The organism is Hyunsoonleella aquatilis, from assembly GCF_014270105.1.
GTDB lineage: Bacteria > Bacteroidota > Bacteroidia > Flavobacteriales > Flavobacteriaceae > Jejuia > Jejuia aquatilis.
Window position 1 is genome coordinate 309,287 of the sequence record NZ_JACNMF010000002.1, and the last position, 14,300, is coordinate 323,586.

At 37.6% G+C, this 14,300-nt stretch carries 15 protein-coding genes; 10 read left to right on the forward strand and 5 right to left on the reverse strand.

Annotation, left to right across the window (positions count from 1 at the left end; genetic code table 11):
• Positions 1-67 precede the first annotated feature (67 nt).
• Together H7U19_RS06790 and H7U19_RS06795 are read left to right on the forward strand one after the other, a co-directional pair.
• Complete coding sequence (locus H7U19_RS06790; RefSeq protein WP_186560540.1) at positions 68-604, forward strand: RNA methyltransferase; 537 nt, start codon at positions 68-70, stop codon at positions 602-604.
• Positions 605-1,267, forward strand: a complete 663-nt coding sequence (locus H7U19_RS06795; RefSeq protein WP_186560542.1) for a class I SAM-dependent methyltransferase — start codon at positions 605-607, stop codon at positions 1,265-1,267. It abuts the gene before it with no gap.
• Positions 1,268-1,369: 102 nt separating this feature from the next.
• Here the strand turns inward: H7U19_RS06795 and H7U19_RS06800 are convergent, their stop codons facing one another.
• Both H7U19_RS06800 and folK read right to left on the reverse strand, forming a co-directional pair.
• A complete protein-coding gene (locus H7U19_RS06800; RefSeq protein ID WP_186560544.1) occupies positions 1,370-2,305 on the reverse strand; it encodes a hypothetical protein in 936 nt (311 codons plus the stop codon).
• A 192-nt stretch (positions 2,306-2,497) separates the two neighbouring features.
• Entirely contained in the window at positions 2,498-3,637 is a 1,140-nt protein-coding gene (gene folK, locus H7U19_RS06805; protein ID WP_186560546.1) for a 2-amino-4-hydroxy-6-hydroxymethyldihydropteridine diphosphokinase, read from the reverse strand.
• A gap of 69 nt (positions 3,638-3,706) precedes the next feature.
• On the opposite strand from folK, the gene H7U19_RS06810 reads away from it, so the two are divergent.
• The 3 genes from H7U19_RS06810 (at position 3,707) to rpsU (ending at position 7,435) form a co-directional block, all read left to right on the forward strand.
• A complete protein-coding gene (locus tag H7U19_RS06810) occupies positions 3,707-4,411 on the forward strand; it encodes a queuosine precursor transporter (protein ID WP_186560547.1) in 705 nt (234 codons plus the stop codon).
• 88 nt (positions 4,412-4,499) lie between these two features.
• On the forward strand, positions 4,500-7,166 hold the full coding sequence (locus H7U19_RS06815) for an AsmA family protein (RefSeq protein WP_186560549.1): 2,667 nt from the start codon (positions 4,500-4,502) through the stop codon (positions 7,164-7,166).
• A 74-nt stretch (positions 7,167-7,240) separates the two neighbouring features.
• A complete protein-coding gene (gene rpsU / locus H7U19_RS06820) occupies positions 7,241-7,435 on the forward strand; it encodes a 30S ribosomal protein S21 (RefSeq protein ID WP_186560551.1) in 195 nt (64 codons plus the stop codon).
• Between the two features lie 73 nt (positions 7,436-7,508).
• Here rpsU and H7U19_RS06825 read toward each other — a convergent pair whose 3' ends face one another.
• Both H7U19_RS06825 and H7U19_RS06830 read right to left on the reverse strand, forming a co-directional pair.
• Complete coding sequence (locus H7U19_RS06825; protein ID WP_186560553.1) at positions 7,509-7,727, reverse strand: hypothetical protein; 219 nt, start codon at positions 7,725-7,727, stop codon at positions 7,509-7,511.
• A 66-nt stretch (positions 7,728-7,793) separates the two neighbouring features.
• Positions 7,794-8,588, reverse strand: a complete 795-nt coding sequence (locus H7U19_RS06830) for a DUF2797 domain-containing protein (protein WP_186560555.1) — start codon at positions 8,586-8,588, stop codon at positions 7,794-7,796.
• A 43-nt stretch (positions 8,589-8,631) separates the two neighbouring features.
• Between H7U19_RS06830 and H7U19_RS06835 the strand changes: the two genes are divergently transcribed.
• The 3 genes from H7U19_RS06835 (at position 8,632) to H7U19_RS06845 (ending at position 12,651) form a co-directional block, all read left to right on the forward strand.
• Positions 8,632-10,146: a GH3 auxin-responsive promoter family protein gene (locus H7U19_RS06835; protein ID WP_186560557.1), complete on the forward strand. Its 1,515-nt coding sequence runs from the start codon at positions 8,632-8,634 to the stop codon at positions 10,144-10,146.
• A 128-nt stretch (positions 10,147-10,274) separates the two neighbouring features.
• Entirely contained in the window at positions 10,275-11,879 is a 1,605-nt protein-coding gene (locus tag H7U19_RS06840; protein WP_186560559.1) for an OmpA family protein, read from the forward strand.
• Positions 11,880-12,144: 265 nt separating this feature from the next.
• On the forward strand, positions 12,145-12,651 hold the full coding sequence (locus H7U19_RS06845; RefSeq protein ID WP_246454676.1) for an alpha-ketoglutarate decarboxylase: 507 nt from the start codon (positions 12,145-12,147) through the stop codon (positions 12,649-12,651).
• 2 nt (positions 12,652-12,653) lie between these two features.
• Here the strand turns inward: H7U19_RS06845 and H7U19_RS06850 are convergent, their stop codons facing one another.
• Positions 12,654-13,085, reverse strand: a complete 432-nt coding sequence (locus H7U19_RS06850) for an RrF2 family transcriptional regulator (RefSeq protein ID WP_186560561.1) — start codon at positions 13,083-13,085, stop codon at positions 12,654-12,656.
• 117 nt (positions 13,086-13,202) lie between these two features.
• Here H7U19_RS06850 and H7U19_RS06855 point away from each other — a divergent pair, with 117 nt between their 5' ends.
• Complete coding sequence (locus H7U19_RS06855) at positions 13,203-13,697, forward strand: c-type cytochrome (protein ID WP_186560563.1); 495 nt, start codon at positions 13,203-13,205, stop codon at positions 13,695-13,697.
• A gap of 6 nt (positions 13,698-13,703) precedes the next feature.
• A complete protein-coding gene (locus tag H7U19_RS06860; RefSeq protein ID WP_186560565.1) occupies positions 13,704-14,276 on the forward strand; it encodes a fasciclin domain-containing protein in 573 nt (190 codons plus the stop codon).
• Positions 14,277-14,300: the final 24 nt, after the last annotated feature.

Consider the following 14,300-nt stretch of genomic DNA (forward strand, 5'->3'; position numbering starts at 1 on the left):
TGAAATTTGCAAGGCGCTTCGTCCCGATAACTATCGGGAGCGCTCAGCGTGACAAAGAATTTAAAAAATGCGAAAACTAAAAAATAACGAACTGGACAGATTAAGTGTTGATGGTTTCAAACGGGCAGAAAAAACACCTGTCATCATCATTTTGGATAATATCCGAAGCCTGAATAATATTGGCTCGGTATTTAGAACGAGCGACGCATTTTTAGTTGAAAAGATTTATCTATGCGGTATCACGGCACAACCGCCACATAAGGACATCCACAAAACCGCTTTGGGAAGTACCGAAACTGTGGATTGGGAATATGTTGAGAGCACCTTAGATTTGATTGAAAGATTAAAAACGGACAACGTTAAAATCTGCGCCATCGAGCAGGCCGAAAATGCCGTCATGTTAAACGAGTTCAAAGTCGAAAACAACAACAAGTACGCGCTTATTTTTGGCAATGAAGTTAAAGGTGTTTCGCAGGATGTGGTTTCGGCTAGTGATATAGTGATAGAGATTCCGCAATACGGCACCAAACATTCCTTAAACATTTCGGTAAGCTGTGGCGTGGTTGTTTGGGATGTATTTAGCAAACTGCAGCGGCTTAAATAAATGTCTAAAAAAGCAAAAATGCCTTGGCCTACCAAAGAGGTAATGACCCAAATTTACGAGAAGCACTTTTGGGGCGGCAAAGGCCATGATTTTTATTCCGGTTGGGGTTCACACGACACAAAAATCACAAAACCTTATTTAGATAACGTTACCTCATTTTTAAAATCATTTCCAGAACCTTTAACGGTTTGCGATTTAGGCTGTGGCGATTTTAATATTGGAAAGCAACTTGTAAAATACACCAAAAAGTATATTGCTATTGATATTGTTGACACCCTGATTGAAAGAAATAAGACACTTTTTAAAAGTGATTGTTTAGAATTTCATTGCTTAGATATAGCAAAGGATGAACTCCCGAATGCTGACTGTATTATTTTGAGACAAGTATTGCAACATTTATCGAATACTGAAATTAAAAGCATCCTAAAAAAAACCAAAGATTACAAATATATTATTCTGACTGAACATATCCCAACAGGTATTTTTATTCCAAATAAAGATATTATTTCTGGACAGGGCAACCGTGTAAAACATAATAGCGGAGTTGATGTATTAAAACCTCCTTTTAATTTAAAAATTAAGGATGCGAAACACCTAAGGACATATTATTTGGAGAGCCCCACTAAAAGTAAAATTACCACCACAGTATATCGATTACCCTAAAAGGTTTCATATTCGCTTGTGTCCCTAAACAAACAAGGCTGCCTGAGAAGGCAGCCTTGTTTGTTTTACATATACTGAATACTCTTTTAATTCAAGTTCAAATTAGTTTTGAACTCTTTCATGCGTAGTATTCGCCCATCTAATTTGTGCTCTTCCGCCTTTAACTCGGTATGCACCGTATCTAATTTTCGATTGCGTCCCTCTTTCTGGATCGGGAATATTCCATGGATGTGCTTCACCTCCAATTATGGCATTGCAATAATGTATTTTCTTAGTACTATCGCTTGGATCTTCTTTAAAACCAACCTCTAACACAAAAGAAGTTATTGCATTTTTATCTACTGTTGTTAGATAAACAACTTCTCTGCCATTGCTTCCTGATCCTCCACGCTCTTTGATACGCTCTGCATAAATATCAAACGCCACTTGTATGTTTGCATTAACACCTGTACCATATTTGGGCTTTGCTAAATATAAACAAATAGCCGGGTCAGGAGAACCTCCACCACCAGTATGCTTCCCTTTGGCCTGTGCAATGTAAGTACCATTTTCAACATCAGACCCTGCATCACCCACTTCAAGAATTCTAAAATCCCCTGTGAATTTTGTAAACGACCCTACATTACTGTTGGCTATAGGCAATGCGCGTTCAATTCGCGGTTGTAATGTTGTACCAACATTATTTGAACCATCTGTGATATTATATACACCCCATGTAACGCCACCAACAATACTTTCTTTGTAATCAGCATAACAACTCCTGTCATCGATGGTACCAACATTTACAGCATTTGGTATATCTGCGAATTGTCCACCTTCCCCATCTGAGTTACAAGTGGTGTAAGCACCTATATCTTCATCCTCTGCTACCAATAGACCGGAATCTGGATCTGGATCCGGATCCGGATCTGGATCGTTCTCAATCGCTTTTATCGGTTTGGTGAGATCTATCTCATCAGTTGCACAAGAAAAGAAGGCTACAAAAACAATTAATGACGTAATTGTTAATATCTTGTAAATAGTCTTTGTTTTTTTCATAATTTTTTAAGTTTGTAGCAAAATTAAGGCTTAAAAGAAAACAATCCATCCTGACCTATCCTGCCTGTTTTTAGCGGTTTAACTCTAAGTTTTAATTGAAATCACGAAAGTTCAGTAAATTCCTTTCAATAAATAACTGAATTATTAGTCGATTTATTGTTTACAAATTGCGCCTGAAGTAGATTTTTTTTGTTACCGTAAAGAGTTTAAAAATATTTCATTCAGCACCAACAAATAATCAGCGCGATTACCAACAAAATCCCTTTCTGAAACATCAATGATTTTGATCTCAAAATCAGTTTGTGTTTTTAAGAATTTTAGATAGCCAGCATTGATATTTTCTAAATAGTCATCGGCTATGTTTTGTTCATAATCGCGTCCACGCTTTTTGATATTTTCCTGCAAACGGGCAGTGTTTTGATACAAATAAATGTATAAATCGGGTTTTGGCACGTCCTTATACATCAAGTTGAACAGTCTTCGGTACAACTGAAATTCGTCATCATTAAGAGTGATTTTTGAGAAAATCAGGGATTTAACCACGTAATAATCGCTCACTTTAAAATTTTTGAACAAATCAAGTTGTGACAAATCATCCGAAATTTGTTGATAGCGATCCGCCAAAAAAGACATTTCTAAAGGAAAAGCGTATCGGTTGGCATCCTCATAAAACTTGGGCAAAAAGGGATTATCGGCAAACCGTTCCAAAATCAATTTCGCATTAAAATCTTGGGCAATTTTAATAGCTAAACTTGTTTTTCCAGCACCAATATTACCTTCGATAGCAACATAATTATAGTTTGAAAAATTGAACTGCTTACTTGGGTTTTTTAACCAAATATTGATGGGTTCCAATACCGAATTGTCTTCACATTCTTCCAATAAAACAGACACTTCTTTATACAATTTTGGGTGTACAACTTTAGATGCAATATCATTTAGGGGCATTAGCACAAATTTCCGCTTTTGCATTTCAGGGTGCGGTAGCTTAAGGGTTTTGGTGCCAATAATAGCTTCACCAGCGAATACAATATCCAAATCGATGGTTCGGGCTTCGTAGCCTTTGGTTTTGCTTCTAGTTCTGCCTAATTCTGTTTCAATTTTAAGCAGATGGTTCAGTACTTTTTTGGGCTTCAAATCACTTTCCAGCACCAAACAGCAGTTTAAAAAATCCTCCCCCTCAAACCCAAAAGCTGGCGATTTATAGACTTTGGAAATCAGCTTGATAGCGCCAATGCGTTCAAAGATAGCATCCACAGCCAGTTGCAGGTTTTTAAATTTGTCGCCCTTGTTACTTCCTAGTGCAATATGATAGGTTGTAGGTCTCGTCATTGACGGCAAAATAAGCAAAACAATTTTTATTCCTTTATATTTACAAAACGTATTTATCCACAATTATAAATGACCCTAAAAGACAAACTCCTAGCCCAACGCATTTACCTTTTGTTGGGCGGACTGTTCATCACCTCATTAGTAGTTTCCAACTTAATATTTCAAAAGTTTTTTTATTGGTATCCATTTGATATTGAGGTTTTTGGAAGCAAATTGTTCGAGATTTCCGTTGGGATTTTGCCCTACCCTATTACCTTTTTAATCACCGATTTAATCAGTGAAATTTATGGTAAAAAACGCGCGAATGATGTGGTAGTAGTTGGGATTTTTGCCTCGTTGTTTTCGCTTTTGATTATTTATACTGGAGCAAATGTTCCCGCTACTTCGTGGTCGTATGTTGACGATGCATTATTTAGAAAAGTATTTGGAAACTCGGCCATCGCCGTTTTTGCAAGTATGCTTACCTATTTGTTTGCACAGTTTGTTGATATCCAAATTTACCATTTCTGGAAACGGCTCACTAAAGGGAAACATCTCTGGCTCCGTAATAATTTCTCGACCTGGTTTTCGCAATTTGTGGATACGTTTACCATCGTATTTCTGCTATGCTCTTTTGGTATTATCGATTGGGCTAACTTTAAAGGCCTTTTGGTCAGCGGATTTTTATTCAAGGTTTTTGTCGCCATTTTAGATACACCACTGCTGTATCTGGGCGTGTATTTTTTTAGAAAACGCTTCAGTTTAAAAGTGAACGAGGAAATCAATTTGCTCTAGTTATTTAACAATATATTCACTGTTTTCAATCTTTTAGCTCCATTTTTGCGTATATATTTGTGTACGTTAAATTTCTAAATGCTCCACTTTGAAGAAAGCTTTTAAGATTATCGGCATTACTCTTTTGATTATTGTTGCACTTTTGGTAGCCATTCCTTTTGCATTTCAAGGGCAAATCAAGGACATGGTGAAACGCTTCATCAACCAAAACCTAAATGCCAAAGTAGAATTTAGCGATGTCAGTTTAAGTTTTATCAAAAGTTTTCCCCAAGCTCATATTGGCGTGAGTGATTTGGTCATCACCAATTTTGAACCGTTTAAGGACGAAACCTTTGCCACGGCGAAGGATATTTCGTTTACGATGTCGGTCAAGGAATTGTTCAAAAAAGCTAGTGATGGCCCCATAGTGGTGAATACTATCAACATCAATGAAGCATTGTTAACATTGAAAACGGACAAGTTCGGCAACAATAATTACGACATCACCAAGGAAAAAGAAAACCAAACTTCATCCGAAAGCGATGGTGGATTTGCCTTCGATATTGAGGACTATCAAATCAAAAAAAGTGCTTTCACCTATATTGATGAAAGTTCGGATATTTTGATCCACATAACCGAATTGAACCACGAAGGCCATGGTACCTTTTCTGCAGAAACCTCGGAATTAAATACAAAAAGCGAAGCCAACCTGAGCATCACTTTAGATAGCACGAATTACCTCACCAGCAACCCCATAAAATTGGATGCACTTATTGGTTTGGATTTGGAAAATGAAACTTACACTTTTAAGGAAAACAAAGGCTACATTAACGAATTGCCCATTGAATTTGAAGGGTTTGTGCAACTAGTCGAAAACGGGCAACAAATTGATATTTCGTTTGAAAACCCAGAATCAGACTTTAAAAACTTTTTAGCCATCATTCCTAAAGAATATTCAAAGAACATTGAAGATGTGCAGACTACCGGAGATTTCAAAGTGAAAGGATTGATAAAAGGGTTGAGTTCTGAAGAAACCATACCGAATTTAGACATCAGCATCACCTCTAATAATGCGTCTTTTAAATATCCAGATTTGCCGAAACGGGTGAGTAATATTTCGATTGATACCCGCATTAAAAACGAAACTGGAAAAACTGATGATACTTATATCGATATTAAAACATTAAATTTTAAAATTGATGAAGATGTTTTTAAGTCGTCAGCAACACTAAAAAACCTGACCAAAAATATGCTGGTGAATGCCAATATTGATGGTGTACTTAATTTGACAAACATCACAAAAGCGTACCCCGTGGAGTTGGAAAATGCCCTCACTGGTATTTTAAAAGGCAAACTGAATACGGCTTTTGACATGAATGCCATCGAAACCAATGCCTACGGACGTATCAAAAATAAAGGGAATGCAAGCATAACCGATTTTGTGTTTTCTTCTGAAGACATCGTTAATCCCATTCATATTTCACAAGCGGATATGACCTTTAATCCTGGCACCGTTAACCTAAATAATTTCAAAGCGCAAACGGGTGATAGCGATTTGAATGCTACCGGCACCATCAATAATTTATTGGGGTTTTTGTTGAGTGACAATACTTTGAAAGGGAATTTTAATGTGAATTCTAACCTGTTTAAAGTAGGTGATTTTATGACCGCAGACGAGGTCAATGCTGAAAGTAATAAAACAACAAGCGACACCGAATCCCTTAAAATCCCCGCATTCTTGGAATGTGTTATCAACGCCAATGTAAATACGGTGATATACGATAACTTAAATTTAAAAGACGTTACCGGAAAACTTTATATCAAAGACCAGCAAGTCGCCATTAAAGATATGTCCTCCAATATTTTTAGTGGCAAGTTGTTGGTAAATGGGGATGTTTCCACTAAAGAAGAAACGCCAGTGTTCCATCTCGATTTGGGCGCCAATGATTTTGATATTGCACAATCCTTTCAAGATTTGGAGTTGTTTCAAAATTTAGCCCCAATTGCTGAATTGTTTCAAGGCAAATTGAATACCACTTTAAATCTGTCTGGGAGTCTGGACCAGGAATTTTCACCCGTTTTGAATTCCGTATCCGGGAGTGCCATGGCGGAGTTGCTTACAACGAAAATCAATACACAAGATGGGCTTTTAAGTCAATTAGAGGGCGCTTTGTCCTTTATCGATTTTGATAAATTGGATTTAAAAGACGTGAAAACCAAACTGGATTTTGCTGATGGAAAAGTGGCGGTTAAACCTTTTAAATTGAAATATCAGGATATTGATATTGATGTTTCGGGGACGCACGGTTTTGATAAAAGCATCGATTACAACGCTGTATTTAATGTACCAGCAAAATATTTGGGTAGTGAAGTGAACAGGTTGATTGGCCAAATCAATGATTCCGAAGTCAAAAACATCACGATTCCCGTTACGGCTAATATTACTGGGATGTTTACTAGCCCAAATGTAAAAACCGATTTGGCCAGCGGTATTAGAAACTTGACAAATCAGCTTATTGAAATTCAAAAGCAAAAATTGTTGAACCAAGGCAAGGACAAAGTGAAGGATTTAATTGGTGATGTTATCGGCGGGAATAAAACCAAAACCGATTCCATTAAAAAACAGCAAAATAATACGGTAAATGATGTTTTAAAGGATATCATAAAAACCAAAACTCCTCAAGATTCTACAGTGAATTCGACCGAAAAAGTGATTAATAATGTATTGGGAGGGCTTTTGGGCGTAAAGAAAAAACAAAAAGACACAATAAATTAGGTTTTCGCAATTAAAAGCCTGAACTTCGCCGTCCCTAAGGATTATTCCTAAATTAAATAAAACACATAGAATATATGCTAAAGATTATTGTAAAGGATGGCGAAAATATAGAGCGTGCCTTAAAACGCTATAAAAGGAAGCATAGAAATATTAAAGTAATGCAAAACTTAAGAGAAGGTCAGTTTTTTACGAAACCTTCTGTAAAGCGCCGCCGAGAAATTCAAAAGGCCGCTTATATTCAAAATTTAAGAGACCAAGAGGATATTTAACATTCTTCTTTCTTGATAAAACAAAAGTCCCGATTGCCCAAAAGCCATCGGGACTTTTGTTTTTTTATCTGTCTTAATATTGAATGGGATAATCCTCATAAAAATGCTCGAAGGTTTTGTCCGTGGTATACCGGTCTTTTAAAACTTTGTACACCATAACAACCACCAAAGCCTGACCTAAACACATCGTGTAAAACACCCAAGTGAAAGCCATATCCATGGAAACCATTACAGTTAAAAGGATCAACAGAAATGTTGTAAGTGCCACATAAAATAGTGCTGGAATTTTCATTTTTTTCTTTACAAGATACTAAAGAATCCCGGTAATCTATGTTAGTAACTAGTTAAAATAATTACTCTAAAATATTGAAATCTCAACAACCAACCCCTCATTAGCCCGCACATTAAACACCGTTTGGTCTTCAAAAATGAGATACTGCCCTTTTACGCCCACCAAAGTACCTTCGAAAGATTCTGCTTTTAAAATATTTAAGGATTTTGGCTTTTCGGGATATTGATGCACTGGAAACTCCAAATTAGTTTCCGAATTGCTTTCAATAAAATAGTCTTTCGCCTCCTCAGGAATATGCGATTTTAAACGCTCACGCCACTCCACCAAATTTTCATCTTTAATTTCATTTTTAAGCATGGTGCGCCAATTGGTTTTATCACTTACATGGTCTTTTAAGGCCACCTCGGTAATGCCTGCCAAATACCGATTGGGTACTTCCACAATTTCAATGGCCTCGTGCGCACCTTGGTCTATCCAACGGGTGGGCACTTGACTTTTCCGCGTCACCCCAACTTTCACATTGCTGGAATTGGCCAAATACACAACGTGAGGCTGTAATTGCACTTGCTTTTCATATTCCAAATCGCGGTCTTCTTTTCCTAAATGGGCGGTGCTCAACTCGGGTCGCATAATCCATTCTCCTGCTTGAGCGGTTTCATAAAAGCATTGTTTGTCAAAACCTTGGCGATAGATGGGTTTGTCCAATCCACAATTCAAACATTGGTACTTTACAAACTGCATTTTTATGCGTTTGTTAAGCAGTTGGTTGACATTAATAAAATCATCATCAAACACCAAATAGTATTGAATTGGACTGGAAAATTCGGTTTCCATTTTCCGTAAAACACCCTGATAGGTCATATAAAAAAAAGTATTATTTTAGAAACCTAAAGATAGCATAAAAATGCCAATTCCGTTAGTTAATTCCATTGCGTCCTGGTTCCTCAAAAAGCGATTTCATCAAATTGAATTGTTTTTAAAATACCCCAATGAAGTCCAGAATGAATTGTTAATAAATCTGATAGATTTTGCTAAAAATACCGAAATCGGCAGGCAATATGGGTTTAACTCAATTAAAGACTATAAAACCTTTGCTGAACGTGTTCCAATTAAGAATTATGATGGCTGGCAGGATATTATAGAGCGTTCGCGCAGAGGGGAACCCAACCTATTTTGGCCCACCCCAATTAAATGGTTTGCAAAGTCTAGCGGGACTACTCGTGCAAAAAGCAAATTTATACCCGTAAGCGAGGAATCTTTGGAAGATTGCCACTATGCGGCCAGTAAAGATTTGTTGTGCATGTATTTGAACAACAATGAGGACTCTCAATTGTTCACGGGAAAGAGTTTACGCCTGGGCGGAAGCAAAGAATTATACAAGGAAAACGGTACTGTTTTTGGCGACCTTTCGGCCATTTTGATTGACAATATGCCTTTTTGGGCAGAGTTCAGCAGTACGCCAAGTAATAAAGTTTCTTTGATGAGCGATTGGGAACACAAAATGCAGGCCATTGTGGATGAAACCATCGAAGAAAACGTGACGAGTTTGGCCGGAGTGCCCTCATGGATGCTGGTACTATTAAACAATGTTCTGGAAACTACCGGGAAACAGAGTTTATTGGATGTTTGGCCAAATCTGGAAGTGTATTTTCATGGAGGCGTCAGTTTTGTGCCGTATGCAGATCAGTACAAAAAAATACTTCCAAAGAAAGATTTTAAGTATTATGAAATCTATAATGCCTCTGAAGGCTTCTTTGCGATTCAGGACCAAAATAATTCTGATGAACTTTTGCTGATGCTGGACTATGGGATATTTTACGAGTTTATCCCCATGGATATTTATGCCACATCTGATGAAAAAGCGATTCCGCTGAGCGAAGTCCAGCTCAACAAAAACTATGCGGTGATTATTACTACTAATGCCGGTTTGTGGCGCTATAAAATTGGAGACACTATTCGGTTCACCTCTTTGTATCCTTATCGGATTAAAATTTCGGGAAGGACTAAACACCACATCAACGTCTTTGGTGAAGAATTGATTATCGAAAATGCTGAAAGCGCCCTTAAAAAAGTGTGCCACCGCACTGAAGCGGAAATTGTGGATTTTACGGCCGCCCCAATTTTTATGGAAGGCAAGGAAAAAGGTGCCCACGAATGGCTGATTGAGTTTAAAACACCCCCAAAGGATTTGGACTATTTTAATGAACTGTTTGACAATGCCTTGAAATCGCTGAATTCGGATTACGAAGCAAAACGCTACAATAATATTACCTTAAACAAACCCACCATAAACGTAGCCCGGCCAAAACTTTTCCACGACTGGTTGAAGCAAAATAATAAATTGGGAGGGCAACATAAAGTGCCCCGGCTTTCAAACACCCGGGATTATTTGGACGACTTATTAAAGCTGAACGTCTGATTTTTGTTGTCAGAATCCTCTCAACACCAGACAGTTAACGAATTAACCTGCGATTAGTCCAAGTTTTTTCATAACCTCTTGAATCTCTGATACTTTTGTATTTAAGTTAATCCTTAAACCCTCGCTTTATGAGAACCAAGTTACTGTTACTAGCCCTATTTGCGTTCAATTTTTCCATAGGTCAAAGTACTTCTTCAGATTTTACCGCCGAGATCAATTTGCCAAATATTCCAGATGTTTCAAGTGAAGCTGAAATCGGTGCAAACGGATTTCAATTCGAGGTTTTAGGCGCCGGCGTAAATACCAAATATTCTGAATTCGGTTCGGGCTTTTTTATGAATAAATTGATTATGGTATCCTCAAAAAAGATTGGAGGATTGGCCAAAATTGACCCAAAAACCAATGAGGCTTATAAGGATTTGTTCTGTTTGGATATTGAGGATAACGGCCAATTGAGTTCTCCGTTGCTCTTTTCCAGGATATTGAATACGAAGGATAGCGAGGATCAACTTACCTTTTCACCGGACAGAAAAACGGTTTATTTTACCAGAAGCTCACAAGAAAATTCATTGGAGTACAAATTATACAAAGCGGAGCTGGAGCAAGATTCCCATGGCAACTGGATTAACCAAAAACTGCTAAGCATTAACGATAAAAATGTATCCATTGAAACGCCTTATATGAGTCCGAAAGGGGATAAACTGTATTTTTCTTCCAATCGCGCAGATTCGTTTGGGGGTTATGATATTTATGTTTCCGAGGTGATGCCTGATGGCTCCTTGGGCACGCCAAAAAATCTTGGACCCAATGTCAATACTGCATCAGATGAAAAATATCCTGCTCTGTCTTTGGATAGTAAATATCTTTATTTTTCGTCAAAAGGGCATCAAAATATTGGTGGCTACGATGTTTTTATAAGTAGAATTTTGAAAACGGGGTATAAGGCTCCAAGAAATTTAGGGAATACTATTAATACGAGATTTGACGAGGTGGCATATTTTCTGGCCGCAAGATACAAAGGCTATATGTCCTCAAACAAGCCTAATGGTAAAGGGAGACATGACATTTACACCGTAACCCGAAATAAGGTTGAGCAATCCCTAAAAGGTACGGTTGTGGATTCCGAAACGCGGATAAAACTTCCAAATACTCTTGTTATAGTTAAAGACGAAGATGGTATTGAGGTTGCCAGAAAGTTAACAGATGAAAGCGGCCGTTTTAGTTTTGAAGTAGTCCCGTTTGAAAACTACACCATTTCTACGGAGAAAGATGGCTTCATCAATAAGACGTTTAATTTCTTTTCCAGCAAGGGTTTTGACACCGTTTACAACAAAAACCTGGAGCTTGAGACTACCGAGCCCGTGATAGCCGAAGTTGATGATAAACTGGCCATAGTAATTGAAAACATTTATTTTGATTTTAATAAATGGAATCTTAAGGAAGAATCTCATATTTCGATGAACAAGATTGTAAAGGTACTAACGGAAAACCCCGAAATGAAACTGGCCATAAATGCACATACTGATAATAAGGGTAGCGACAGCTATAATCTAAAACTATCTGACAGGCGCGCAGTTTCTGCGGTAAAGTATCTCATCAAAAATGGTATCAGCAAAAACAGATTAAAGTCTAAAGGCTATGGCGAACGTGAACCAATAATAGATTGTAAAGCCAATTGTACCGATGAGGAACTGCAAGCCAATAGACGGGTAGAGTTTATAATTTTGGATTAAACAAAAGCGGGCTACACTAAATTATCGATGAATAGATTAACGGTATTTCATTTTAGGCTTTAAACGAGTAATTTGCCCTGTCGTCTAAAATTAGAATTTGAAGGTTGTCACTAACATATAGTAACTCTATTTTTGACTCTGAAATTAAATACAGACGAAAACATTCAGTATTAATTAATATCCATAAAAATATACCGCGCTACACCAGCGTGGTTTTTTTATGCCCAAAATCCACTATCTTTAGTAAAAAAAGAAGATGCTATTTATGAAACAAATCCTATGCGCCTTTTTAATTTCTGCAGTTTGTTTTTGTGGCCACTCCCAACAGGATCAAAATGAATTTTGGAAAAAAGTAAGATATGGAGGGGGTTTAGGACTTAATTTTGGGAACGGGTTTTTCAGTGCCACAATAGCGCCCAGTGCCATTTATCAATTTGACGAACAATTTGCTTTGGGTTTAGGCTTAAATGCCACATTTAACAATCAAAAGGATATTTTCAAAACCACGGTTTTGGGCGGCAGCCTAATTGGGCTTTACAACGTTATCCCAGAAATACAACTTTCTGGTGAATTTGAACAACTCAATGTCAGCCGAAGATATGATATCAATATAAATGCCGAAGACGATAATTACTGGTCGCCAGCCTTATTTCTCGGGGCAGGATATAGAAGTGGCAATGTAATTGTTGGCGTGAGATATAACGTGCTTCATGACAGCGACAAAAGTATTTATATAGACCCATGGGTACCGTTTATTAGGTTCTTCTTTTAAAATCAAAGGGGCAAAAACGTACGACCTGATTTTACACTAAGGGCCAAATCCTTTATGGACTTTGTTTGTAATTGTTCTATGATGTGGTTTCGGGAAACGCTCAAGATATCATGTAGCGGACAAGGTTTTCCTTCATTACAATTTTCCAAACTCAACAAACATGAGGTTAGCCTTTTTTTACCATCAATCACTTTAATGATACTGATAATTGACTGCTCCAAATCTTCTTCACTTAAATAAAACCCACCCTTGGGCCCTCTAGTTGAAGAAATAATGCCCTCTTTTGCCAAAGCCTGCAACAATTTTGCAATATAAGCCTGAGGTACATTTATAGGATCTGCAATATCCTTTACACTTACTTTGGCACCCTCACTAGAATTCAAGGCCAAGAAAAGAACTGCCTTTACGGCATATTTTGATGAATTTGAAAGCATACCCTAAATTAATCAAAAATTCAATATATAAAAAGGATCTTTTTATCCTAAATATGATTTTAATCATATTTTTTTTCAGTATTGAAATCTATTTTTGGTGGATTAAAGACTACTCATATGAAAGCACTAAAACTAACGGCCCTAATCTGTATCATGTTAATTCTAAGCTGTGGAGGCAAAGACGAAAAAAAGAAAGAAAAAATCAAGCTACCTACAAAAACTGAAAAGAAGGCAGATAAAATTGCCGACAAAACACCTGCATCAAAAACCATTGATCTGGACAACAAAGGCATAGGGCCTATCAAATCTTTAACTCTCCCCTCAGAGATAGACCAAGCCATGGCAACCAAGGGCGCCGATGTATTTAAAAAACTGTGTACCGCCTGCCATCGTGCGGATAAGAAATTTATCGGGCCAGCACCTAACGGAATTTTGGAGCGTCGTTCCCCTGAATGGGTCATGAACATGATTTTAAACCCAGAGGAAATGACCCAGAAAGACCCTCTAGCCAAAGCTTTATTGATTGAATTTAACGGCTCCCCCATGGCAAATCAAAATCTAACTGAGGAAGAGGCCAGAGCCGTATTGGAATATTTTAGAACACTCAAATAACTAAATATGAAAACTCTAAAACATCTGTGTTTCGTTTTTATGGTGACAGCATTACTCTGCGCCTGTAAAAATGAAACCAAAGCAACATCTTCGACCTCAACAGATACAAATTCTGAAACATCAACCGAAAAGACAGGGCAAGCCTTTATTGAAGATGACGAAGGCACGCCAAACTGTTTGCAAATTGCCATTGGTTCACCCAACCATAAAACACTTGTTGCCGCTGTACAGGCCGCCGAAGTAGAAAACGCTTTGGTAAACGTTGGGCCTCTTACTGTTTTTGCTCCAACAGATGAGGCTTTTGCCGCCCTACCCGAAGGCACTGTAGAAAACTTGGTGAAATCCGAAAACAAAGGCACTTTGGCCAATATCCTTAAATACCATGTTACGCCAGGAAATTTAAGCACAACCATTTTGACCAAGCTCCCCAAACTGGGGCAAGCTAATAATCAATATATAAAGGTTGAAGTTGTTGACGGTAAACCGGTAATTGGTGGCGCAAATATTTTGGGCACTGTTAAGGCCGGTAACGGCGTCGTGCATGTTATTGATAAAGTATTGTTACCTCCATCTGAATAACCACTATTTCTAACTAAAAAATAT